Source organism: Pseudomonas sp. Ag1, assembly GCF_000278565.1.
Taxonomy (GTDB): domain Bacteria; phylum Pseudomonadota; class Gammaproteobacteria; order Pseudomonadales; family Pseudomonadaceae; genus Aquipseudomonas.
This window is the reverse complement of sequence record NZ_AKVH01000102.1, coordinates 66,216-89,349: the sequence shown is the minus strand read 5'-3', so window position 1 is coordinate 89,349 and position 23,134 is coordinate 66,216. Positions and strand designations below refer to the sequence as shown.

17 protein-coding genes are annotated in these 23,134 nt (G+C 61.9%); 11 read left to right on the top strand and 6 right to left on the bottom strand.

The window, feature by feature from the left end; translation table 11 throughout:
• Positions 1-127: 127 nt before the first annotated feature.
• The 5 genes from A462_RS13710 (at position 128) to A462_RS13730 (ending at position 7,383) form a co-directional block, all read left to right on the top strand.
• Positions 128-1,033: a hypothetical protein gene (locus A462_RS13710; RefSeq protein ID WP_003219728.1), complete on the top strand. Its 906-nt coding sequence runs from the start codon at positions 128-130 to the stop codon at positions 1,031-1,033.
• 296 nt (positions 1,034-1,329) lie between these two features.
• A complete protein-coding gene (locus A462_RS13715; RefSeq protein ID WP_008435958.1) occupies positions 1,330-1,674 on the top strand; it encodes a hypothetical protein in 345 nt (114 codons plus the stop codon).
• A gap of 96 nt (positions 1,675-1,770) precedes the next feature.
• Positions 1,771-3,009: a TolC family protein gene (locus A462_RS13720; RefSeq protein WP_008435956.1), complete on the top strand. Its 1,239-nt coding sequence runs from the start codon at positions 1,771-1,773 to the stop codon at positions 3,007-3,009.
• Positions 3,002-4,273 (top strand): efflux RND transporter periplasmic adaptor subunit, encoded by a 1,272-nt coding sequence (locus tag A462_RS13725; RefSeq protein ID WP_008435954.1) that lies wholly within the window; start codon positions 3,002-3,004, stop codon positions 4,271-4,273. Before A462_RS13720 ends, A462_RS13725 begins: the two co-directional genes overlap by 8 nt.
• Positions 4,270-7,383: an efflux RND transporter permease subunit gene (locus tag A462_RS13730; protein WP_008435952.1), complete on the top strand. Its 3,114-nt coding sequence runs from the start codon at positions 4,270-4,272 to the stop codon at positions 7,381-7,383. Before A462_RS13725 ends, A462_RS13730 begins: the two co-directional genes overlap by 4 nt.
• A gap of 102 nt (positions 7,384-7,485) precedes the next feature.
• Here A462_RS13730 and A462_RS13735 read toward each other — a convergent pair whose 3' ends face one another.
• Positions 7,486-8,601 (bottom strand): Gfo/Idh/MocA family protein, encoded by a 1,116-nt coding sequence (locus A462_RS13735; protein ID WP_008435950.1) that lies wholly within the window; start codon positions 8,599-8,601, stop codon positions 7,486-7,488.
• A 428-nt stretch (positions 8,602-9,029) separates the two neighbouring features.
• Between A462_RS13735 and A462_RS13740 the strand changes: the two genes are divergently transcribed.
• From A462_RS13740 to A462_RS13760, 5 genes are all read left to right on the top strand, one after another.
• Positions 9,030-10,070, top strand: a complete 1,041-nt coding sequence (locus A462_RS13740) for a WD40/YVTN/BNR-like repeat-containing protein (RefSeq protein WP_008435949.1) — start codon at positions 9,030-9,032, stop codon at positions 10,068-10,070.
• 15 nt (positions 10,071-10,085) lie between these two features.
• Complete coding sequence (locus A462_RS13745; protein ID WP_003211205.1) at positions 10,086-12,461, top strand: efflux RND transporter permease subunit; 2,376 nt, start codon at positions 10,086-10,088, stop codon at positions 12,459-12,461.
• 118 nt (positions 12,462-12,579) lie between these two features.
• Complete coding sequence (locus A462_RS13750; RefSeq protein ID WP_008435940.1) at positions 12,580-12,876, top strand: DUF5629 family protein; 297 nt, start codon at positions 12,580-12,582, stop codon at positions 12,874-12,876.
• Positions 12,863-14,038 (top strand): lactonase family protein, encoded by a 1,176-nt coding sequence (locus A462_RS13755; protein WP_008435939.1) that lies wholly within the window; start codon positions 12,863-12,865, stop codon positions 14,036-14,038. The genes A462_RS13750 and A462_RS13755 overlap by 14 nt, the downstream gene beginning before the upstream one ends.
• A 156-nt stretch (positions 14,039-14,194) precedes the next feature.
• Entirely contained in the window at positions 14,195-14,374 is a 180-nt protein-coding gene (locus tag A462_RS13760) for a hypothetical protein (protein WP_003211212.1), read from the top strand.
• Between the two features lie 131 nt (positions 14,375-14,505).
• Here A462_RS13760 and A462_RS13765 read toward each other — a convergent pair whose 3' ends face one another.
• The 4 genes from A462_RS13765 to trhP form a co-directional block, all read right to left on the bottom strand.
• Positions 14,506-15,099 (bottom strand): glutathione S-transferase, encoded by a 594-nt coding sequence (locus tag A462_RS13765; protein WP_008435938.1) that lies wholly within the window; start codon positions 15,097-15,099, stop codon positions 14,506-14,508.
• Positions 15,096-18,734, bottom strand: coding sequence for an AAA family ATPase (locus A462_RS13770; RefSeq protein ID WP_008435937.1), 3,639 nt, complete (start codon positions 18,732-18,734; stop codon positions 15,096-15,098). Before A462_RS13770 ends, A462_RS13765 begins: the two co-directional genes overlap by 4 nt.
• Positions 18,731-19,972 carry an exonuclease SbcCD subunit D C-terminal domain-containing protein gene (locus A462_RS13775; protein WP_008435936.1) on the bottom strand — a complete coding sequence of 414 codons (1,242 nt, stop codon included), beginning with the start codon at positions 19,970-19,972 and terminating at the stop codon, positions 18,731-18,733. The genes A462_RS13770 and A462_RS13775 overlap by 4 nt, the downstream gene beginning before the upstream one ends.
• Before the next feature lie 419 nt (positions 19,973-20,391).
• Positions 20,392-21,711, bottom strand: a complete 1,320-nt coding sequence (gene trhP / locus A462_RS13780) for a prephenate-dependent tRNA uridine(34) hydroxylase TrhP (protein ID WP_008435935.1) — start codon at positions 21,709-21,711, stop codon at positions 20,392-20,394.
• A 149-nt stretch (positions 21,712-21,860) separates the two neighbouring features.
• Between trhP and A462_RS13785 the strand changes: the two genes are divergently transcribed.
• Positions 21,861-22,922, top strand: a complete 1,062-nt coding sequence (locus A462_RS13785) for an AI-2E family transporter (protein ID WP_003211223.1) — start codon at positions 21,861-21,863, stop codon at positions 22,920-22,922.
• Here the strand turns inward: A462_RS13785 and A462_RS13790 are convergent.
• Positions 22,919-23,098 (bottom strand): hypothetical protein, encoded by a 180-nt coding sequence (locus tag A462_RS13790; protein WP_003211225.1) that lies wholly within the window; start codon positions 23,096-23,098, stop codon positions 22,919-22,921. The genes A462_RS13785 and A462_RS13790 overlap by 4 nt on opposite strands.
• Positions 23,099-23,134 lie beyond the last annotated feature (36 nt).

Below are 23,134 nucleotides of genomic sequence, written 5' to 3'. Positions count from 1 at the left end.
AAATTAGTTCAACTTAATTAAGTTGTTGAAATATATGAAATTTTAATTTTCGAGCTTCTGGCACGTCGCCTGCACTGTCCCTTTTGAGACTTGTAACACTATTTTTCATGCCTGGAGCAAAACAACAATGATTACATCCTCATCCACGCTGCAAGAGTCGAGCACGCTCTCCGGGGTTTCCTGGGGCGCGATCTTTGCCGGGGCCGCTGCCGCGGCTGCGCTGTCCTTGATTCTGGTACTGCTGGGCTTCGGCCTGGGCTTTTCGGCGGTGTCGCCGTGGGCCGACAGTGGCATCAGCGCCAAAGGGCTTGGCATTTCTACCATTGTCTGGCTGGCGGTTACGCAAATCATCGCGTCGGGGATGGGCGGTTACATCGCCGGTCGCCTGCGGGTGAAATGGGCCAATATGCACGGCGATGAGGTGTACTTTCGCGACACCGCCCATGGCTTCCTGGCCTGGGCCGTGGCGACACTGGTGACGGCGGTGCTGATCGTCGGTTCGGTCAGCAGTGTGGTCAGCGGTGGTGTGAAGGCCGGTGCCAGTGTGGCCTCGGGTGCCGTCAGTGGCATGAGCCAGGTGGCTGGCGCTGCCTCCAAGGGCGAAGACTTTGGCTACTACGTCGACAGCCTGTTCCGTGATGATCGCCCGGCCGCCGTCAGTGATGACGCGGTGCATGGTGTGGTCGCTCGCATCTTCGCTCGTACCGTGAGCAACAATGGTCAGCTGGCACCTGAAGACCGTGCGTACCTTGCACAGTTGATCAGCCAGCGGACCAACCTCAGCCAGGCCGATGCCGAGGCGCGTGTTGACCAGGTCTATGGCCAGGCTCAAAAAGCCCTGGATGACGCCAAGTTGAAAGCCAAGCAGGCTGCCGACACGGCTGCAAAAGTGGCTGCCTACACGTCGCTGTGGACCTTCGTGGCGCTGTTGATCGGTGCGTTTTTTGCCAGCCTCGCTGCAACCTTTGGTGGTCGTCGCCGGGATGCCGTGGTGTATCTGGAAACCACTCCCCACACCACTTCCGTTCGTTAATTCAAGGAGAACGTCATGCGCTCATTACTGCTGTTTTTCCTCGGTGTGCCTATCCCGGTCATTATCCTGATCGCGATCTTCATGCACTGATCCTCAGGCTTGCTCGGTCCCCATGTGGAGCGGGCTTGCTCGCGAAAGCGGTGTGTCAGTCACATATGGATTGGCTGATACACCGCTTTCGCGAGCAAGCCCGCTCCCACATTTTGTTTTGTGTCGTTGCTGCATTCCGGGCGAAGGCGAAATCTCCGGATTTTGTTAATTGTTGCTTAACCGCCTTTTGGCTAAGCTCCCGTCCCATGAGCCGCTATCTGCGTTTTTTCCTGGTGCTGATGTTGAGTCTTGCGCTTCCCCTGACCGGGATGGCGGGTGTGCCGTCGAGCACCGAGCCGTGCCCGATGCAGATGTCCGACATGCAGATGATGAGCGACATGGCCCCTGACTGTTGCCAGGACGGCGCAGCCGCTGACCACGGCAAAAGCTGCAAGCCCGGCCAGGAGTGCAAGACCGGCGGCATGCTGCAATTGTCGATGCCGGTGCTCAAGGCCCCGGTAACTGCCTCCAATGCGCTGGTCGTCAGCGTCTCTTCCGACTTCATTCCCGACCGCACGCCGTCCGGCGTCTGGCGCCCGCCCCGTCGCTGAATCCTGTTGCACCTGAAGACTCGTCCCTGAACCGGGACGGCCTTGCTGTGGGCCGCGTAAAGCGGTGCGCAGCGCAACAGAACAGGACACTTCAAGATGAATTTCCTATGCGTGCGTGCCCTGGTGATGGGCGTGCTGGCGTGGCCGACGCTGGCGTCTGCGCTGACCCTGGATGAGGCCTTGCGCCTGGCGCAAAACAACGCGCCGTCGCTGACGGCTGAATCCTCCAAATTGCAGGCCGCGACCCAGGCGGCGATTCCGGCCGGCGAACTGCCGGACCCGAAACTGGTAGTAGGCCTGCAAAATTTCCCCGTCGGCGGGCCCAATCGCGGCACGTTGTATGGCGATGACATGACCGAGCAAATGATCGGCATCCAGCAACAAGTGCCCAGCCGCGACAAGCGCAAGGCACGGGTTGAGTTGGCGTCGGCCAGCGTGGACACGGCTGCCGCCGAAGGCCGGATCGAGCGCTTGAATGTGCGTCAGGCCACCGCCCAGGCGTGGATTCGCGCCTATGCGGTGGAGCGTAAAGAGGCGCTGTTCAAGGACTTCTATCAGCAAAATCGCCTGCTGCAAGACACCGTACGTGCGCAACTGGCCGGCGGTCGCGGGCAGCCTTCCGACGTCGTGATCCCGAAGCAGGAAGCGTCTGACCTGGCCGAGCGCGAGGATGAGCTGATCCAGCAACGCGTCCAGGCCCGGGCGGCCCTCAAGCGCTGGATCGGCCCGGCCGCCAGTGAAGCCCCCAGCGGGCAATTGCCGAACTGGAAAATCGACACCACCGGCTTCACCCACAACCTGCACCAGCACCCGGTTCTGCAAGCCTTTGCACCGCGCACCCGCGAGGCCGAAGCCCGGCTGAACGAGGCCAAGGCGCAAAAGACCTCGGACTGGAGTTGGGAAGTGGACTACCAGCACCGAGGCCGTGAGTACGGCGACATGGTCAGCCTGCAATTCACCTTCGATTTGCCGATCTTCCCCGGTCGCCGACAAAACCCCGGTATCGCCGCCAAGCAGGCCGAACTCGACCAACTGGACGCCGAACGCGAAGCCAAGACCCGTGAACATACCCAGGAACTCGAAGACGACCTGGCCAACTACCAGCGGCTGGACCGCGCCGTGCAGCGCAGCCAGGACAGCCTGGTGCCGCTGGCCGAGGAGAAATTGTCGCTGAGCCTGGCGGGGTATCGCGCGGGCAAGGGCGACCTGATGAGCGTGGTCAGCGCCCGCCGCGAGTGGGTCGAGGCGCGCTTCAAACAGATTGATGCCATTGAACAGCGCGCCCTGACCGGCGCCCAGCTGTATTTTGCTTACGGGGAACCCGCCAATGAATAACCGAATCGTGAATATGGCCCTGTTGGGCGGCGTCCTGCTGCTGGGTCTGGGTGGCGGCTATTGGCTGGCGCAGACACGCGAGGCACAGCCGGCCATGGTCGGGACGATGCGGGCGCCGGACGAGAAAAAGGCGCTGTACTGGTACGACCCGATGTACCCGCAGCAAAAATTCGACAAGCCGGGCAAGTCGCCCTTCATGGACATGCAACTGGTGCCGCGCTACGCCGGTGGCGCCGAGGAGAGTGCGGCGATTCATATCGATTCGAGCCTGACCCAGAACATCGGTGTGCGTCTTGCGAGCGTCAGCCGTGGGGTGCTGGCGTCGAGTCTTGAGCTGTCGGGAATCCTTGCGTTCAACGACCGCGATGTGGCGGTGGTGCAGGCGCGGGCTGCGGGATTTGTCGAGCGGGTTTACGCCCGCGCGCCGGGGGATATGCTCAAGGCCCAGGCGCCCCTGGCGGACATTCTGGTGCCCGAATGGGCCGCCGCTCAGGAAGAGTTCCTTGCTCTGCGACACAGCGATCCAGGTTTGTTGGCTGCCGCCCGCCAGCGTCTGCGCTTGAGCGGAATGCCTGCCGGGTTGATCACGCAGATGGAGCGCAGCGGCCGGGTGCAATCGGTGATGACCATCACCACCCCGCTGGGCGGCGCGTTGCAAACCCTCGACGTACGCGAAGGCATGACCGTCGCGGCGGGCCAAACCCTGGCGCGGGTCAATGGCCTGGGCACCGTGTGGCTGCAGGTCGCCGTGCCTGAAGCCCAGGGCGCCGCGCTGGCCGTTGGGCAAACGGTCGAGAGCCGTTTTGTCGGGTTGCCGGGACAAGTCGTCAAAGGCACCGTCGCCGCGATTCTGCCGGCAACTGCCATGGACAGCCGCACCGTGCAGGTTCGGGTCGAACTGCCCAACCCTGACGGTATGTTGCGCCCCGGTATGACCGCCCAGGTGCGCCTGGCCCAATCCAGCGGCCAATCGGTGCTGTTGCTGCCGAGCGAGGCGTTGATTCGCACCGGCAAACGCGTGCTGGTGATGGTGGCCGAGGAGGGCGGGCGATATCGCCCGGTAGAAGTCCAGGTGGGTGCAGAAAACCAGGACAACACCGTCATCCTCGCCGGCCTGCAGGAAGGCCAGCAGGTGGTGGCCTCCGGTCAATTTCTGCTGGACTCCGAAGCAAGTTTGAAGGGAATTACCACTCAATCGTCCGGCGGTTTTTCAGATGAGGGGGCCATGGACGGCATGAGCATGCAACCGGGAGCCCGGCCATGATCGCCCTGTTGATTCGCTGGTCGGTGGCCAACCGCTTTTTGGTGTTGTTGGCGACTTTATTCGTGACGGCCTGGGGTTTGTGGTCGATCCAGAACACCCCGGTGGACGCCTTGCCGGACCTGTCGGATGTGCAGGTGATCATCCGCACGCCTTACCCGGGCCAGGCCCCGCAGATTGTCGAGAACCAGGTCACTTACCCGATGACCACCACCATGCTCTCGGTGCCGGGGGCGAAGACCGTGCGCGGCTTTTCGTTCTTCGGCGACAGCTACGTCTACGTGCTGTTCGACGAGGGCACCGACCTGTATTGGGCGCGCTCGCGGGTGCTGGAATACCTGAGCCAGTTGCAGGCGCGTTTGCCGGCATCGGCCAAGCCGGCGCTGGGCCCGGATGCCACCGGTGTCGGCTGGATCTACCAGTACGCGCTGGTGGACCGCACCGGCAAACACGACCTGGCGCAACTGCGCTCGTTGCAGGACTGGTTCCTCAAGTTCGAGCTCAAGACCCTGCCCAATGTCGCCGAAGTGGCGACTATCGGCGGCCAGGTCAAGCAGTACCAGGTGCAGATCGACCCGCTGGCCCTGGCCAGTCGCGGCATCACCCAGGCCCAGGTGGTGGAAGCCATCGGCAAGGCCAACCAGGAAACCGGCGGTTCGGCGCTGAACATGGGTGAGTCGGAATACATGGTGCGTGCGTCCGGCTACCTGAAAACCCTGGAGGACTTTCGCGGCATTCCCCTGCGGCTCGACACCCACAACGTGCCGGTGACCCTTGGGGATGTAGCGACGATCCAGCTGGGCCCGGACATGCGCCGGGGCATCAGTGAACTGGATGGCGAAGGCGAGGCGGTGGGCGGCGTGGTGATCCTGCGCAGCGGCAAGAACGCCCGCGAGGCCATCGCGGCGGTCAAGGCCAAGCTGGAGCAACTGCAAACCAGCCTGCCGCCCGGGGTGGAAATCGTCACCACCTACGATCGCAGCAAACTCATCGATCGCGCCGTGGACAACCTCAGCCACAAGCTGCTCGAAGAGTTCCTGGTGGTGGCGCTGGTGTGCGGGATCTTCCTGTGGCACCTGCGCTCCTCGCTGGTGGCGATCATTTCGTTGCCGGTGGGGGTGTTGATTGCCTTTATCGTCATGCGCTTCCAGGGCATCAACGCGAACATCATGTCCCTGGGCGGGATTGCGATTGCCATCGGCGCGATGGTCGATGGCGCGGTGGTGATGATCGAGAATGCCCACAAGAAAATCGAAGCCTGGCACCACGCGCATCCGAACCAGGAGTTGAAGGGGGAGGCGCATTGGAAGGTCATCACCGATGCGGCAGTGGAGGTGGGGCCGGCGTTGTTTTTCTGCCTGCTGATCATCACCTTGTCGTTTATCCCGGTGTTCACCCTACAAGCCCAGGAAGGCCGCTTGTTCGGGCCGCTGGCCTACACCAAGACCTATGCCATGGCCGCTGCGGCGGGGTTGTCGGTGACCCTGATCCCGGTGCTGATGGGCTACTGGATTCGCGGGCGTATTCCCGATGAGCAACGCAACCCGCTGAATCGCGGCCTGATGAAACTCTACCAACCGGCCCTCGACGCGGTGTTGCGCTGGCCGCGCATGACCTTGCTGGTCGCGCTGCTGATGGTCGCCAGTGCGCTATGGCCGGTGTCGCACCTGGGCGGTGAATTCCTGCCGCCGCTGGATGAGGGTGACCTGTTGTATATGCCGTCGGCGTTGCCTGGTTTGTCGACGCAAACTGCCGGCGCATTGCTGCAACGTACCGACCGCTTGATCAAGAGCGTGCCGGAAGTCGCCCACGTGTTCGGCAAGGCCGGCCGCGCCGAAACCGCCACCGACCCGGCGCCGCTGGAAATGTTCGAAACCACCATCGAGTTCAAGCCGCGAGACCAATGGCGGCCGGGCATGACCCCGGAAAAACTGGTGAAGGAACTCGACCGGGTGGTGCAGGTGCCGGGGCTGACCAACATCTGGATTCCGCCGATCCGCAACCGCATCGACATGCTCGCCACCGGGGTCAAAAGCCCGATCGGCGTCAAGGTCGCGGGTTCCAGCCTGATGGACATCGACGCCGTGACCCAGGCCGTGGAAAAGGTTGCCAAGACGGTGCCCGGCGTCAGCTCGGCGCTGGCGGAACGCCTGACGGGCGGGCGCTACATCGACGTGGATATCGACCGCCCGGCCGCCGCGCGTTATGGCCTGAACATCACCGATGTGCAGTCCATTGTCTCCGGGGCGATTGGCGGGGAAAACATCGGCGAGACCGTCGAAGGCTTGGCGCGGTTTCCCATCAACCTGCGCTACCCGAAAGAATGGCGCGACTCGGTGAGCGCGTTGAGCAACCTGCCGATCTATACGCCGTCGGGCAGCCAGATCACCCTGGGCACCGTGGCCAGGATCAAGGTCAGCGAAGGCCCGCCGATGCTCAAGAGCGAAAACGCCCGGCCTTCCGGCTGGGTGTACATCGACGTGCGCGACCGCGACCTGGCGTCGGTGGTGAAGGACTTGCGTGAAGCGATCAACCAGAACGTGCAACTGCAACCGGGCATGAGCCTCAGCTACTCGGGGCAGTTCGAGTTCCTGGAGCGGGCCAATGAACGCCTGAAACTGGTGGTGCCGGCGACTTTGCTGATCATCTTCGTGCTGCTGTACCTGACGTTCCGGCGGGTGGATGAGGCGCTGCTGATCCTCGCCACGTTGCCGTTCGCGCTGACGGGTGGGGTGTGGTTGCTGTACTGGCTGGGCTTCAACCTGTCGGTGGCGACGGGTGTTGGATTTATCGCGTTGGCGGGGGTGTCGGCGGAGTTTGGCGTGATCATGCTGCTGTATTTGAAAAACGCCTGGGCCGAACGCCAGGGAGGAGGGGACCAGGCCCTGCTGGAAGCCATCACCGAAGGTGCCGTATTACGCGTGCGGCCCAAGGCGATGACCGTGGCCGTAATCATCGCCGGCTTGCTGCCGATCCTTTTAGGCGGCGGCACCGGCAGCGAAGTCATGAGCCGGATTGCCGCGCCCATGATTGGCGGCATGCTCACAGCGCCCTTGCTCTCCCTGTTCGTCATCCCGGCGGCATATAGGCTAATGCGCAAATCCAAAAGCTAACGACAATCAAATGTGGGAGCGGGCTTGCTCGCGAAAGCGGTGTGTCAGTCGCCAGATGCCGTGGCTGACCCACCGCGTTCGCGAGCAAGCCCGCTCCCACATTTAGACCTCATTCAGCCCGACCCACCGCTCCTCCTTGGCCGCCACCCGAATCGCCGCCGCCAACCGCTCAACCTCCCAAGCCGCCGCAAAATCCGTCCCGTCACTGCCCTTGCCGGCCAACGCCATCACCAACTCATGCACCTCCAGCGTCTTCAACTCGTTGTACCCCAACTGATGCCCCGGCGCCGGACTGAACGCCGCATACCCTGGCAACGAAGGCCCCGCCAACACCCGCTGAAACCCCTCCTGCCCAACCCGAAACAGCTGCAATTCATTCAACCGTTCCTGATCAAACAACAACGTGCCCCGCGTGCCACTGATCTCAAAGCTCAGGTGATTCTTATACCCATGCTTCAGCCAGCTACTGCTCACCGTCCCCCGTGCCCCATTGGCAAACCGCAACAACGCATGCACCTGGTCATCCACCGCAATCTCCCGCAGCGTCTCACTCCCGGCGGTGGCAGGCCGCTGCCCGTGCACCGTTTGCGTATCGGCACACACACTCACCACATCCCCCACCAAATACCGCGCCATGGACAGTAAATGACTGCCCAGATCCGCCAACGCACCGCCGGCATGTCCCACCTCACAGCGCCACGACCACGGCGACGCCGAATCCGCCATGAAATCCTCGCTGAACTCCCCCTGAAAACTGATGATCTCCCCCAACTCACCGCGGGCGATCAACTGCCGGGCCAAACCAATCATCGGGTTGTGCTGATAGTTGTAACCCACCCGCGTCACCACCCCGGCCTTGCTCGCCGCATCACGCATCGCGGCCGCCTGCTCCAGGCTCACCGCCAGCGGCTTCTCGCAATACACCGCCTTGCCTGCCGCCAGTGCAGCCATGGCCATGGGGTAGTGCAAATGGTTGGGAGTAGTGATGGCGACAACATCCACCTTGGGATCGTCAATCAACTGCTGCCAGTCGCCATGGGCCTGGGCAAACCCCCAGTCAGCGGCGCAGCGTATTGCGCGCTCGGTATCGGCATCGGCCAGGGCGGCCAGCGTGAGCTTCACCGGCAGCTCGAACACCGCCCGCGCGTTATTAAACGCCAAGGCGTGGGCACGCCCCATAAAGCCTGTACCAATCAGGCCGATTCCAAGTTCGCGCATAGCCGGGTTCCTTCGAATTATTGTATTGAGAAGCCTATTTATGGAATAAATATTCCCAAAACTCAACACATAGAATAAAAATTCATTCCAGGGCTCTCCATTCATCCCGTGGCGAGGGAGCTTGCTCCCGCTGGGCTGCGCAGCGGCCCCAAAAAGCGTAGGAGCGCTGCGCACTCCAGCGGAAGCAAGCCCCCTCACCCCAACAGCCCCCCTCCACGGATCACCGCCGCTGATAGCACTACATTCAGCACCGACCCAAACCCCTCCAGTTAACAAAACATAACGTAGCGCCGATTGTCAGACGATTCCAAAGCCCGCTAGGATGGCCCAGCTTGCCCAAGGCGCTCTAGATTGCAGGTTTCAGGGCTCCCCACGGCAAGACGACCTAACAATAATAAATGGGAGAAAGGTCTATGAGTGAGCCTGTCATGGGTGTGGTGTTTTTCCGCCCGAAGGCCACGCGCAGGGTCGCATTGCTGGCCACAGCGCTCTCGTTGCTGGGGGTTGTCGCGTTGTCGACACCGGCCCATGCCGCCACAGAAACCACCGCCGCCGCGGTGTTCGCCATTGACTCCCCCAAGGCCGCCAAAAGCCTGATGATCGACGTGGTCCACGCAGGCAAGCGCCTGGTCGCGGTCGGTGATCGCGGGCACATCCTCTATTCCGACGACCAGGGTGTCACCTGGACCCAAGCCAAAGTCCCCACCCGGCAACTGCTGACCGCCGTGTTTTTCGCCGACGACCAACACGGCTGGGCGGTGGGCCATGACGCACAGATCCTCGCCACCACCGACGGCGGCGTTACCTGGACCCAACAATTCCAGGACCTCAAGCGCGAAGCACCGCTGCTCGACGTCTGGTTCAAGGATGCCAGCAACGGCTTTGCCGTGGGTGCCTACGGTGCGCTGATCGAAACCACCGACGGGGGCAAGACCTGGGACGACGTCAGCGACCGCCTCGACAACGAAGACCAATACCACCTCAACGCCATCGCCCAGGTGAAAGACGCCGGGCTGTTTATCGTCGGTGAGCAGGGCAGCATGTTCCGCTCCCATGACGAGGGGCAGACCTGGGAAAAACTCGAAGGCCCCTACGAGGGCTCGCTGTTCGGCGTGATCGGCACCGCCCAGGCGCAGACGCTGTTGGCCTACGGCCTGCGTGGCAACCTGTTTCGCTCCACGGATTTTGGCAGCACCTGGGAGCCGGTGGAGCTGAACGCCACTCGTGGCGCGCTGGAGTTCGGTTTGTCGGGGGCGACCCTGCTGGACGACGGTTCCATCGTGGTAGTGGGCAACGGTGGCAGCGTGGTGGTCAGCCACGACGACGGCCTGACCTTCAGCGTATTCAATCGCCCGGACCGCATTTCGCTGTCGGCGGTCACCGCGGCGGGCAACGGCAACTTGATTCTGGCGGGGCAGGGCGGCGTTCGCGTGGCCAGTCCAACCGGCGCCGAGCCGACAAAACAATAAGAAGGCGGGGACACAATGAGCAGTCATCACAACGACAAGGCCACGTTTCTCGAACGCCTGATTTTCAATAACCGCCCGGCAGTCATCACGATCTGCCTGCTGGTGAGTATTTTCCTGTTCTGGCAGGCGACGTTGATTCGCCCGTCCACCAGCTTCGAAAAAATGATCCCCCTCCAGCACCCCTTCATCGAGAGGATGATGGAGCACCGCAATGACCTGGCGAACCTGGGCAACACGGTGCGCATTTCGGTGGAGGCCAAGGACGGTGACATCTTCACGAAGGAGTACATGGAGACCCTGCGCCAGATCAACGACGAGGTGTTCTACATCTCCGGCGTCGACCGCTCCGGCCTCAAGTCCCTGTGGAGCCCCAGCGTGCGCTGGACCGAAGTTACCGAAGAAGGCTTTGCCGGCGGTGAAGTGATCCCGCAGAGCTACAACGGCTCGCCGGAAAGCCTCGACCAGTTGCGCAACAACGTGCTGAAGTCCGGGCAGGTCGGGCGGTTGGTGGCCAACGACTTCAAGTCGAGCATCGTCGACATTCCGCTGCTGGAGTCCTATCCGGACCCACAGGACCAGGGCAAGCTGCTGGCCCTGGACTACCGTAAGTTCTCCCATGAGCTCGAAGACAAGATCCGCGACAAGTTCGAAGCGCAGAACCCCAACGTCAAGATCCACATTGTCGGTTTTGCCAAGAAGGTCGGCGACCTGATCGACGGCCTGGTGATGGTGGTGATGTTCTTCGGTATTGCCTTCGTCATCACCCTGGTGCTGCTGCTGTGGTTTACCAACTGCCTGCGCAGTACCGTCGCGGTGTTGAGCACCACGCTGGTGGCGGTGATCTGGCAGCTCGGGCTGATGCATGCCCTGGGTTTCGGGCTGGATCCCTACTCGATGCTCGTGCCGTTCCTGATCTTCGCCATCGGTATTTCCCACGGCGTACAGAAGATCAACGGCATCGCCCTGCAATCCAGTGATGCCGACAACGCCCTGACTGCGGCCCGGCGTACCTTCCGCCAGCTGTTCCTGCCGGGCATGATCGCGATCCTCGCCGATGCGGTCGGTTTTATCACCCTGTTGATCATCGATATCGGCGTGATCCGCGAGCTGGCAATCGGTGCTTCGGTGGGGGTGGCGGTCATCGTGTTCACCAACCTGATCCTGCTGCCGGTGGCGATCTCCTATGTCGGCATCAGCAAACGCGCCATCGCCAAGAGCAAGAAGGATGCGCACCGCGAACACCCGTTCTGGCGCCTGCTGTCGAAGTTCGCCAGCCCCAAGGTCGCGCCGGTGTCGATTGCCCTGGCGCTGATCGCCTTTGGTGGCGGCCTCTGGTACAGCCAGAACCTGAAGATCGGTGACCTCGATCAGGGTGCACCGGAGCTGCGCCCGGACTCGCGCTACAACAAGGACAACAATTTCATCATCAACAACTACTCCACCAGCTCCGACGTGCTGGTGGTGATGGTCAAGACTCCGCCCGAAGGCTGCTCGCGGTATGAAGCCATGGCACCCATCGACCAGTTGATGTGGAAGATGCAGAACACCGAGGGCGTGCAGTCGGCCATCTCGCTGGTGACCGTGTCCAAGCAGATGATCAAGGGCATGAACGAGGGCAACCTGAAATGGGAAACCCTGTCGCGCAACCCGGACGTGCTGAACAACTCCATTGCCCGCGCCGATGGCCTGTACAACAACAATTGCTCCCTGGCGCCGGTGCTGGTGTTCCTCAACGACCACAAGGCCGAAACCCTCGATCGCGCGGTGCATGCGGTGCAGGACTTCGCCAAGGAGAACAACAAGGACGGCCTGGAATTCATCCTCGCCGCCGGTAACGCCGGGATCGAGGCGGCCACCAACGAGGTGATCAAGGAGTCCGAGCTGACCATCCTGATCCTGGTGTACCTGTGCGTGGCCACCATGTGCATGATCACCTTCCGCTCGTGGGCGGCGACCCTGTGCATCGTGCTGCCGCTGGTGCTGACCTCGGTGCTGGGCAACGCGCTGATGGCGTTCATGGGCATCGGTGTCAAGGTCGCGACCTTGCCGGTGGTGGCGCTGGGGGTGGGGATCGGCGTGGACTACGGCATCTACATCTACAGCCGCCTGGAGAGTTTCCTGCGGGCCGGCCTGCCGTTGCAGGAAGCCTATTACCAGACGCTCAAGTCCACCGGTAAAGCCGTGCTGTTCACCGGCCTGTGCCTGGCAATCGGCGTATGCACCTGGATCTTCTCGGCCATCAAGTTCCAGGCCGACATGGGTCTGATGCTGACCTTCATGCTGCTGTGGAACATGTTCGGCGCGCTGTGGCTGCTGCCGGCGCTGGCACGCTTCCTGATCAAGCCCGAGAAGCTGGCGGGGCAGAAGGGCAATTCGCTGTTCGCCCACTGATCCAACGCTGTTTGCCAAAACGCCGTGGCCTGTGCCACGGCGTTTTGCATTGCGCGGGCTTAGGCCGATGCAACGATTTGACCTATCATGAGGTCTTTCCTCTTGATGATTGATGGTTATGACTGCCGACACCGCTACCTTGCCCGACGCTTTTGAAGACTGCCAGATGGTCGAAATCGATGGCCTGCACAGCTTCGATTTCAGCCTGGATGACCAGACGTTATTGATCATCTGCATGGACGGTCGCGTCGAGAAGCGCTGGAGTTTCACCCTGGAGCAAGTCAAGGCGGCGACCTTTGATCAAACCCTGCAAAGCTGGACACTTACCGATGACAAGGGCGAACACCGCCTGGTCTGCATGAGCGGCGTCACCGGCAACAATAATGACGAGGATGAAGCGGATGATGATGCGTAAATTCTGGCCCCTGCTGATGGCCGGCAGCGTAGGCGCGATGTCGGTCCAGGCCGCGCCGGTGGACACCTATGAATTGCTCGTTGGCAGCTACACCGCCGGCACCAGCGAAGGTATCTACCGTTTGCAGTTCGACAGCCGTACCGGGCAGTTCAGCGGCCAGCCGGTGCTCGCCGCCAAGGCGGCCAACCCGTCGTGGCTGACCCTGTCCAAGGACCAGAAGCACCTGTTTGTGGTCAACGAAAACGGCCCGGGCCAAAAAGACCCGGTGGGGCGCGTCAGCAGCTACAGCATCGACCCGAAGAACCATCAACTGACCCTGATCAACCAGGTGCAGAGCCTGGGCAACGAGCCGACCCATTCCAGCCTGGCCAGTGACGGGCGCTACCTGTTCGTGGCCAACTATTCGGTGCTGGAAGATCCGGGCGGCAGCCTCGCGGTGCTGCCGCTAGACACCGAAGGCAAGCTGTCGCCGCCGGTGCAGTTGAGCGGGCACCCGGCCAGCCGGGTCAACCCGGAGCGCCAGGCGTCCAACCACGTGCATTCGGTGGTGTCTTCGCCGGACGGCAAGTACGTGTTTGTCCAGGACCTGGGGGCGGACAAGATCTTTGCCTACCACTACGACCCCAAGGCCAACCATGAACTGCCGCTGACCCCGGCCGACCCTGCGTTTGTGCAATTGCCACCGGGCAGCGGCCCGCGGCACCTGCTGTTCACCGCAGACGGCAAGCACGCGTGGCTGACCACCGAGATGAGCGCGCAAGTGGCGGTGTTCGACTACAACGATGGCAAGCTGACCCAGAAGCAACTGGTCAACTTCGCGGATGGCCAGCCGGTGTCCGACAAGGCCGGTGCTGCACTGCACACCTCAAGCGACGGCAAGTTCCTCTACGTGAGCAACCGTGGCACCGCCAACCAGATGCTGGTGTTTGCCATCGACCCGGCCACTGCGCAGCTCAAAGAGATCCAGCGCCGATCGGTGGAAGGTGACCATCCCCGGGAGTTCGCCCTGGACCCCAGCGGCAAGTTCCTGCTGATCGCCAACCAGAAGAGCAACGAGATTGTGGTCGTCGAGCGCGATCCCAAGACCGGTCTTTTGGGCAAGACCGTGCAGAAACTGGCGATTGATGCCCCCAGCGACCTCAAGTTCCTGGTGCGGCAATAAGCCACAGGCCCCGCAGTGCGGGGCCTGACTTGTTGTATTAATACTATTAATAGCGGCTAGTGTTTCAATGAATTTCTAAGGCTAACCCCTCGGGCGTAAGTTTGGTTCCAAGGCCAACACAGGCCACCAAGCCAACCGAACACAAGGGTTACCGACATGAACTTCAATCTTTTCTCGATCATCGCCGCTTCCGCTGTTTCCGCCACCGTAGCGTTGCCAGCCAGCGCCAGTGTTGAAATCAGCAGCAAAAAAACCAGCACCAGCGCCTACACCCAGAAATACCTGCAACAAAGCGCCAACTTCTACGCAGCGCTGGACCACAAAATCCAGAACTGATCTTGAAGCTGATGAAGATCAAATGTGGGAGCGGGCTTGCTCGCGAAAGCGCCGGGTCAGTCTATACATGGGCTGACTGATACACCGCCTTCGCGAGCAAGCCCGCTCCCACATTTTGTCCTGCGACAGTCTCAGGTTTTTGCCATCACGGCGATGAACAACGGCGATTCCAGGAAGCGTTGCAACCAGCCCTGCAATCGCGGATAGGGCGCCTGGCCAAACCACTCCCGATCCACATGGGCAAACTGCCGCACAAACGGTGCAAGTGCCACATCCGCCAGGCTCAAATGCCCGGCCAGCAAATACTCCCGCTCCGCCAGCAACCCCTCCAGCTTCATCAAAAATACCTCACCCTCGGCCCGATAATGCTCCATCGGATACTCCGGATAGCGCTCGGCATACTTGTATCGATTCAATTGATGTTTGAAGCCCTGATCATTCTCTTCAATCAGAGCCTGCGTCGCCCGATCATCCCCAAGCAACCAACCCTCAGGATCGTTCTGTGCCAGTGCCCAGCCCATGATCGCCAGGCTTTCATCGATCACCCGGCCATCCACGCTCAGCACCGGCACCGTGCCTTTGGGTGACAACGCGAGCATCTCCGCCGGCTTGGCCTTGAGGCTGACCTCGATGATCTGCACCGCCAGCCCTGAATACCGCAGGGCCATCCGCGCCCGCATCGCATAGGGGCAACGGCGGAACGAATACAACACGGCCTCGCTCACTTGACCTCCAGGGTGCTCAAGCCATTGCCCTGGCGCTTGACCTGAATCTGCACCGGAATCCGCTCGTGCATTTCCTGCACATGGGAAATCACCGCGACCTTGCGGCCCTGGGCCTGCAAGCCGTCGAGGGCGTCCATCGCCAGTTGCAGCGACTCGGGGTCGAGACTGCCGAAGCCTTCGTCGATAAACAGCGACTCGATCTTCAACGTGCTCGACGCCATCGACGCCAGGCCCAAGGCCAGCGCCAGCGACACCAGGAACGTCTCGCCGCCGGACAACGAGTGCACCGAACGCAGTTCGTCGCCCATCTCCGTGTCGAGTACCAGCAGGCCGAGCATGCTGCCGCCGCGCTTGAGGCGGTAGCGGCGCACCAGTTGGCGCAGTTGCACGTTGGCGTGGTGCACCAGCAGGTCGAGGTTGTAGGCCTGGGCGATCTTGCGGAAGGTATCGCCGGTGGCCGAACCGATCAGTGCATTCAGGCGTGCCCAGCGTTGCCATTCTTCGTAGGCCTTGGCGATCTCTGCTGCCAGCGCCTGGTTGGCATCCTGGCGGCGCTGGTCGTCAGCCTGGCGGGCACGCAGTTCGGCGCAGTCTTTTTCGCCAATGGCCAACGCGGCGTTGAGTTCGGCCAGGGCGCCGTCCAGTTGCTCGGCTTCAAGGTTGCCGTTGTGCAGCACCTGGTGATCCTTGAGCCGCTGCTCGCGCTCCTGCAGCAACACCTTCGCCTGTTCGACCGCTTTTTCGCTGTGTTGCAGTTGCTGGCGCAGTTCGGCCACCTGCGGCTCATCGAAGCCCACCAGCCGTGCCAGGCCTTCGTCATCGAGCTCCGGGTGCAAGGCGCGCCAGTCGTTCAGGCGCGTGCTGAGGGCCAGGTGCTCGGTGTCCAGGGATTGTTGGCGCTCTTGCAGCGATTTGAGGTCGGCGGCCAGTTGGATCAACTGGTTGCGGGTGTCCTGCAACTGTTGGTTGGCCTCGGCCTCATGTTGCCGCGCCTGGTCGACGGCCAGGTCCAATTGCTGTTGCCAGTGTTCGGCGCTGGAGTTTTCGCCCAGTAGGCCGGCGAGTTTTTCCTTGGCGGCGTGTTGCAGGGCGCTCTGTTCGGCGAGCTGTTTGTGCAAAGTCTCCAGCTGCTGCTGGCGGTGTTGCTGGCGGTCCTGCTCTTTCTCGATGGCTTGCTGGCGCTGCAGCTGCTCGGCCAATTCTTCCTTTTGGTTGTCGAGCTGTTCCAGGCGCTGGCTGACCTGCTGGTCGAGCAACATGAAGGTCGCCGCCGGCTCGCTGCGCAGGCCTTCGAGGGTCTCGGTGGGCAGCAGGCTGGCGAAGGCGTTGAGTTCTTCGTCCAGGCGTTCGCGGTCGTTGGACAGTTCCCGTTGCTGGTCGATCAGTAACTGGCGCGCCTGTTGGCTGGCGTCCTGGGCGGCTTGCAGTTGTTGCTGCAAACGCCCGGCGTTCTGTTGCAGGTTGAGCAGGGCGCCCTGGCGTTGCTCGTCCTGGGTGAGGCTTTGGCTGAGCTGGCTCAGTTGCTGGGCGAGCCAGGCATCACGCTTGGCCGCGTCCTGGTTGAACAGCGAGGCCGACAGCGGATGGGCTTCAAGATTCGAGGAAGAGATTTTTTGTTGAGCGGCCAGTTGTTCCTGCTGGCTCAGGAATTCCTTTATTTGGCCGTTCACTCCTCCCAAGTCGCCCCGCAACTCAATGAGTTTGCTGTTGAGGGTGTCGACGGACTTCTGAGCCACGGCTTCTTCATTTTCATCGTGCCGATCCATGCTTTGCAGCAGGGCTTCAGGTTGATGGTATGGATGCTCGTGGCTACCGCAAACCGGGCAAGGCTGATCGTCCTGTAGCTTTGCACGTAATTCTTCGATGCTTTCACTGCGTGCGTGGCGCTGGCGATCTAGCAGTTGCTTGGTGACGGTCAGGGTTTGTTCTGCGGTTGTTAGCTCTGTCTTGGTTTGAAACCCAGACTGTATTAGCGCTTCCCGCTGCTGTTGGGCAACACTTAGTCTCTCGCCCAATGCCTGTAGCTGCTTATCCAGTTGCTGATGGCTGTCCCACAGCCGCGCCAGGTCTTCAAACGCGCGATGTTGCTTGCGGTTGTCCTGCAGCAGGCTGCCGAGCAACTGGATCTGTTCGGCCACTGCATGGGGCTCGGCGCCGGCTTCGTGGTACAGCAGGTCAAGGGCTTCGCGTTGCTCGGTCCATTTTTCACCGAGACGGGTGGCGCGCTCTTCCAGTTGTGGCAGTTCGGCCTGGCCTTTATTGAGGCGATTGCCGATCAGCATCAGCTGTTGCAAGCGGTCGCGGTAGGCGCTCCAGGCCTCGCTCAACGGCGCGAGGGCGGCGCTGCGTTCAAGCTCCGCGGCCAGCCTGTGCAGGCGCTCGGCGACAACTTTCTGCTTGTCGAGCAAGCCGGTCAACGTCGCCTGGCCTTCCACACAGGCAGCTTCGCCCAGCTGTTTCTCTTCGCTGCGTTTGGCCAGCTCGCGGGTTAAGTGGGCGAGGGTGGTTTGCTCCTCGAAGGCCTGGCGCAGCAAGGGCACAGCGTCGGCTTGCTGCTTGAGGGCCTGGGCGAGGGTGGCTTGCACGTCGGCCTGTTGCTGTTGCAGTTGGGTCTGGCGGGTGTGCAACGCGGTTTGTTGCTCAAGGTGCTGCTGGATTTGCGCGGCAAGGGGCTGCAACTGCGTGGTCAGTTCGGCCTGGCGGGCGAAGTGGTGACGTTGCGGCGCCAGTTGTTCCAGGCGGCTGAGGTCCAGGCGCTGCGGGCCCTGGCTTGCCCAGTGTTGCTGGGCCTGTTGCAGTTGCTCGACCGCACTTTGTTGGCGCTCCTGCCACTCCCGCAGTTCCTTCAGCCAGGTGTGCTGCAACTCGAGTTGCTTGAGTTGCGCCTGCTGGGTCTTGAGCTGTTGCTGTGCGGCGGCCAGCTGTTCGTCGAGTTCGGCGCGGGCCTCGGGGGCCAGCGGGGTGACGCCGGTGGCCTGGTCCTGCAGGTGTTTGTGGGCGTCCCGGGCGTCCTTGGCCTTGTCGAAGGCGCGGCGACCGAGCTGGGTGTAGAGCGCGGTGTCGGTGAGCTTTTCCAGCAGTTCGCTGCGCTCATTGTCGTTGGCCTTGAGGAACGCGCTGAACTCACTTTGCGCGAGCAACACGGCGCGGGTGAACTGCTCGAAGTTCAGGCCCAGGGCCAATTCCAGCTGGGTCTTGTATTCGGTTTTCTGGCTGGCCAGCAGCTGCTCGCTGTCCAGGTCGATCAGGCTTTGCCGGCTGGCTTGCAGCTTGCCGCTGGCCTTGTCCCGGGCGCGGTTGGCTTCCCAGCGGGCGCGGTAGCGACGGCCACTGACGCCGACAAAATCCACTTCGGCATAACCGCCGCCAGTGCCCCGGCGAATCAGGGTGCGTGGGTCACCGATGGAAATATCGGTGTCGGCATCCGGCATTTTTGCCTGGCCGGTATCGCCCAGGCGCGGCACGGCGCCAAACAGCGCCAGGCACAGCGCATCGAGCAAGGTACTTTTGCCGGCGCCGGTGGGCCCGGTAATCGCGAACAGCCCGGCGCTGGCCAGGGGCTCGGCGGTAAAGTCGATTTCAAACGGACCCGCCAAAGAGGCGAGGTTTTTCAGGCGAATGGCGAGGATCTTCATGGCTGTTCGCCCTCCTGTTGCACTTCCTGGAGCAGCACGGCGAAGTCCTTCAGGGTCTGTTCGTCCACTTCACTGCCGTAGCTTTCCTGCCAGGCGCGGCTGAACAATTCCTGGGGCGTGAGCTGGTCGAGTTCGATCAGGCGGTCTTCCTGGCTGTCTTCACGGCCTCCGTTGCCTGCGTATTCAGCGGCGATGCGCACCAGGCGCACGGCCTTGCCTTGCAGGGCGTTTTCCACCTGCTGGCGCAGGTCGGGTTGCGGTTCGTCGAGGCGCACCCGCACTTCCAGCCACGGTTGGCGCTGGGTTTCGGCCAGCAGGTCGATGTCGGGCAGGTCGGCCAGTTGCTTGAGGATGTCGGCCAGGGGCGCGGCTTCCAGGCGTTGCAGGTTGACCGAGCGCGGGATCAGGCGGGATTCGACGCTGACCAGGGTTTCGCCGTCCAGTTGCACGTCGAGGATCTGGTGCTGGTAGCCGATTTCCGAGAATGACAGCGGAATCGGTGAGCCGCAGTAGCGAATCCGCTCCTCGCCATTCACCCGCTGGGGTTTGTGCAAATGGCCGAGGGCCACATAGCTGACGCTGGCATCGAACAGGCTGGCGGGCAGCGCTTCGGCATTGCCGATGATCAGGCTGCGCTCGGAGTCTTCCGACACCGAGCCGCCGGCCATGTGAGCATGGCTGATGGCAACCAGTGCCTGGCCCGGCTGGCGCTTGGCATTGGCGGCAGCAATCAGCCACTCGTGAACCTGGCCGATGCCCCGCAGGTAATCGTCCCCCAGTTGTGCGCCGGTCACTTCGGCCGGGCGCAGGAACGGCAGGGCCAGGCACCAGCCGGCAATTTCACCGTCGGCTCCGGGCAATGGAATCAGCAGGCGTTCGACATCCAGTTGTCCGTCATCCAGCCACAGCACCCGGCCCAATGCGTGGGTGCGCAGGCGGCGCATCAACGGTGCCGGCAGTTCGATGCGCGAGCCGGAGTCGTGGTTGCCGGCGATCATCACGATGGTCAGTGCAGGGTTTTGCTCATGGGCGCTGATGATGAAGTCGTACAGCCGCTCCTGGGCCTTGAGTGGCGGGTTGACCGTGTCGAAAATATCGCCGGCGATCAACAGCACGTCAGGGCGATGCAGGCCCAACTGGCCCAGCAGCCAGTCGAGGAAGCAGGTGTGTTCGAAGTCGCGTTCCTGGCCGTGCAGGTTTTGCCCAAGGTGCCAGTCGGAGGTATGAAACAGACGCAAGGCGATCTCCGTAAAAAAGAGGGTGACCGCTCAAGACAAGGTGGCGGTACGCAGAACCGCCAATTCTACTTTGCAAATGAACCTATTGCGCGTACGCCCTGCTTTTTGTGGTGGGGGAGCTTGCTGTGGTGAAGGAGAGTGCTGTGGTGGGGGAGCTTGCTTTGGTCAAGGAGAGTGCTGTGGTGAGGGAGAGTGTTGTGGTGTGGGAGCTTGGTGTGGCGAGGGAGCTTGCTCCCGCTGGGTTGCGAAGCAGCCCCAAAACAGGCAAATGCGCTTCTTCCTGGAAAACCGCATCAGCCGGATAAGGGCCGCTTCGCGCCCCAGCGGGAGCAAGCTCCCTCGCCACAGCAAGCTCCCACACCACAAACTCTCCCACACCACAACAAGCTGTCTCACACTCATTGAGGTGTCTGGCGAAGTTAAACGTCGCGCATCAAAAGGCCGAAACGCAGGTCCATCTCCGCCGGGATCGGCAAATACACCGTATGCCCGTCGCCCGGCGCCACCGCGATGGCCTCGCCCTTGGCGTTGTGCAATGAGCCCAGGTCAAAGTGGAAATTCCCCGCCGGGGTCATCAGTTCCAGGTGATTGCCCACGGCAAAACGGTTCTTGACCTTGACCTCGGCCAGTTCGCCGCGCCGTTCACCGGTCAGTTCGCCGACGAACTGCTGGCGTTCGGACACCGAGCTGCCGTTCTGATAGTTCTGATACTCATCGTGCACGTGCCGGCGCAGGAAACCCTCGGTGTAGCCGCGCTGGGCCAGGGATTCGAGGTTGGTCATCAAGCCCCGGTCAAAGTCGCGCCCGGCCACCGCGTCATCAATCGCCTGGCGATATACCTGGGTGGTGCGGGCGCAGTAAAAGTGGGATTTGGTGCGGCCTTCGATCTTCAACGAGTGCACGCCCATGCGCGTCAGCCGCTCGACGTGCTGCACCGCCCGCAGGTCCTTGGCGTTCATGATGTAGGTGCCGTGTTCATCTTCGAAGGCGGGCATCTGTTCGTCGGGGCGATTGGCCTCCTGCAGCAGGAACACCTGGTCGGTGGGCGCACCGAGGCCCAGGGTCGGCTCGGGCGCATAGTGCTGCACGATGTCGCCGGCGGCGTTTTCCACCGCAGGCGTCGCCTGGTATTTCCAGCGGCAGGCGTTGGTGCAGGTGCCCTGGTTGGCATCCCGCTTGTTCATGTAGCCCGACAGCAGGCAGCGCCCGGAATAGGCCATGCACAGCGCACCGTGCACAAACACTTCCAGCTCCATGGCAGGGACTTGCTGGCGAATCTCGTCGATTTCCTCCAGCGACAACTCCCGGGACAGGATGATCCGGCAGATGCCCTGCGCCTGCCAGAATTCGACGCTGGCCCAGTTCACCGTATTGGCCTGCACCGACAGGTGGATCGGCATGTGCGGGAAGTGCCGGCGTACCAGCATGATTAGGCCCGGGTCGGACATGATCAGCGCATCCGGGCCCATGGCGATCACCGGGGCAAGGTCCTTGAGGAAGGTTTTCAGCTTGGCGTTGTGAGGCGCGATGTTGACCACCACATAGAACCGCTTGCCCTGGGCCTGGGCTTCCTGGATGCCGAGGGCGAGGTTGGCGTGGTCGAACTCGTTATTGCGCACCCGCAGGCTGTAGCGCGGTTGCCCGGCGTAGACGGCATCGGCACCGTAGGCAAAGGCATAACGCATGTTTTTCAGGGTGCCGGCGGGGGCGAGCAGTTCGGGGGCGATAACGGGAGGCATGGGTTCGGGTCGCAAAAGGGCGGCAGGGTAGCCGGGCCGGGTGCGCAGTTTATTGATCCAGGTCTAATAAGTAGGGCACTCGCGGGATTTGCAGTGGACTAAACATCAAGGCGCACATGAGCGCCTGGTGTTTTAGACATGGACCGGACATGAACCAAACCAATCTGCAATTCAAAACCCTGCTGTTACTGCTCGCCCTGGTGACCATCGCGTTTATCTGGATTTTGCTGCCGTTCTACGGCGCGGTGTTCTGGGCGGTGATCCTGGGGATCATCTTTGCGCCGATGCAACGGCGCTTCCAGCAACGTTTTGGCTGGAACCGCAATCTCACATCCCTGGCAACCCTGACGGTGTGCCTGATAATCGCGATTCTGCCGGTGATCATCACCAGTGCCTTGCTGGTGCAGGAGGGCGCGACGCTTTACAAGAACGTCGAGAGCGGCAAGCTCGACGTTGCCGGGTATATCGAGCAGTTCAAGAACTTCCTGCCACCGTATTTCCAGCATCTGCTGGACCGCTTCGGCATGGGCAACCTGGAAGGCCTGCGGGAGAAGATCGTCAAGAGTGCGATGCAGGGCAGCCAGTTTTTTGCGACCCAGGCGTTCAGCTTCGGCCAGGGCACGTTTGATTTCCTGGTGAGTTTTTTCATCATGCTGTACTTGCTGTACTTCCTGCTGCGCGATGGCCCCGAGCTGGTGCGCAAGGTGCGCACCGCGGTGCCGCTGGCCGAACCGCAGAAGCGTCGCCTGCAATTGAAGTTCAACCGGGTGGTGCGCGCCACGGTGAAAGGCAACGTGCTGGTAGCGGTCACGCAAGGCGCGTTGGGTGGTTTGATCTTCTGGTTCCTGGACATTCCCAGCGCGTTGCTCTGGGCGGTGTTGATGGCGTTTCTGTCGCTGCTGCCGGCGGTGGGCGCGGGGATCGTGTGGGGGCCGGTGGCGGCGTACTTCCTGCTGAGCGGGTCGATCTGGCAGGGCGTGGTGCTCGGGTTGTTCGGGGTATTTGTGATCGGGCTGGTGGACAATGTGCTAAGGCCCATCCTGGTGGGCAAGGACACCCGCATGCCGGATTACCTGATCCTTATCTCAACCTTGGGCGGCCTGTCGATCTTTGGCTTGAACGGCTTTGTCATTGGGCCACTGATTGCTGCGTTGTTCATGTCCAGCTGGGCGCTGTTTGTGGAAACCAAACCGCGGGTGCAACTGCCTTAGGCATGAAAGCAATGCGCCATTTTGACCGACAGGGCCTGGGCGGCCGGTAGTGAAGTGAGTGGGCCGCTGATGGCTTCGCCATCGCGTACCAGGTACCAGCAGGCGAGTAGACCCAGCTCCCGGAGAGAGGCGGGAACGGCACTGCCGATGACAGACATGATTTGAATAGTGGGCATGATGACCTCCGATACGCTATGGAGGTGACATTACGG

Bases quoted from the DNA above. Each gene is read 5' to 3' on its own strand.
- A462_RS13710 (WP_003219728.1), top strand. From the start codon at position 128: ATGATTACATCCTCATCCACGCTGCAAGAGTCGAGCACGCTCTCCGGG.
- A462_RS13715 (WP_008435958.1), top strand. From the start codon at position 1,330: ATGAGCCGCTATCTGCGTTTTTTCCTGGTGCTGATGTTGAGTCTTGCG.
- A462_RS13720 (WP_008435956.1), top strand. From the start codon at position 1,771: ATGAATTTCCTATGCGTGCGTGCCCTGGTGATGGGCGTGCTGGCGTGG.
- A462_RS13725 (WP_008435954.1), top strand. From the start codon at position 3,002: ATGAATAACCGAATCGTGAATATGGCCCTGTTGGGCGGCGTCCTGCTG.
- A462_RS13730 (WP_008435952.1), top strand. From the start codon at position 4,270: ATGATCGCCCTGTTGATTCGCTGGTCGGTGGCCAACCGCTTTTTGGTG.
- A462_RS13735 (WP_008435950.1), bottom strand. From the start codon at position 8,601: ATGCGCGAACTTGGAATCGGCCTGATTGGTACAGGCTTTATGGGGCGT.
- A462_RS13740 (WP_008435949.1), top strand. From the start codon at position 9,030: ATGGGTGTGGTGTTTTTCCGCCCGAAGGCCACGCGCAGGGTCGCATTG.
- A462_RS13745 (WP_003211205.1), top strand. From the start codon at position 10,086: ATGAGCAGTCATCACAACGACAAGGCCACGTTTCTCGAACGCCTGATT.
- A462_RS13750 (WP_008435940.1), top strand. From the start codon at position 12,580: ATGACTGCCGACACCGCTACCTTGCCCGACGCTTTTGAAGACTGCCAG.
- A462_RS13755 (WP_008435939.1), top strand. From the start codon at position 12,863: ATGATGATGCGTAAATTCTGGCCCCTGCTGATGGCCGGCAGCGTAGGC.
- A462_RS13760 (WP_003211212.1), top strand. From the start codon at position 14,195: ATGAACTTCAATCTTTTCTCGATCATCGCCGCTTCCGCTGTTTCCGCC.
- A462_RS13770 (WP_008435937.1), bottom strand. From the start codon at position 18,734: ATGAAGATCCTCGCCATTCGCCTGAAAAACCTCGCCTCTTTGGCGGGT.
- trhP (WP_008435935.1), bottom strand. From the start codon at position 21,711: ATGCCTCCCGTTATCGCCCCCGAACTGCTCGCCCCCGCCGGCACCCTG.
- A462_RS13785 (WP_003211223.1), top strand. From the start codon at position 21,861: ATGAACCAAACCAATCTGCAATTCAAAACCCTGCTGTTACTGCTCGCC.
- A462_RS13790 (WP_003211225.1), bottom strand. From the start codon at position 23,098: ATGCCCACTATTCAAATCATGTCTGTCATCGGCAGTGCCGTTCCCGCC.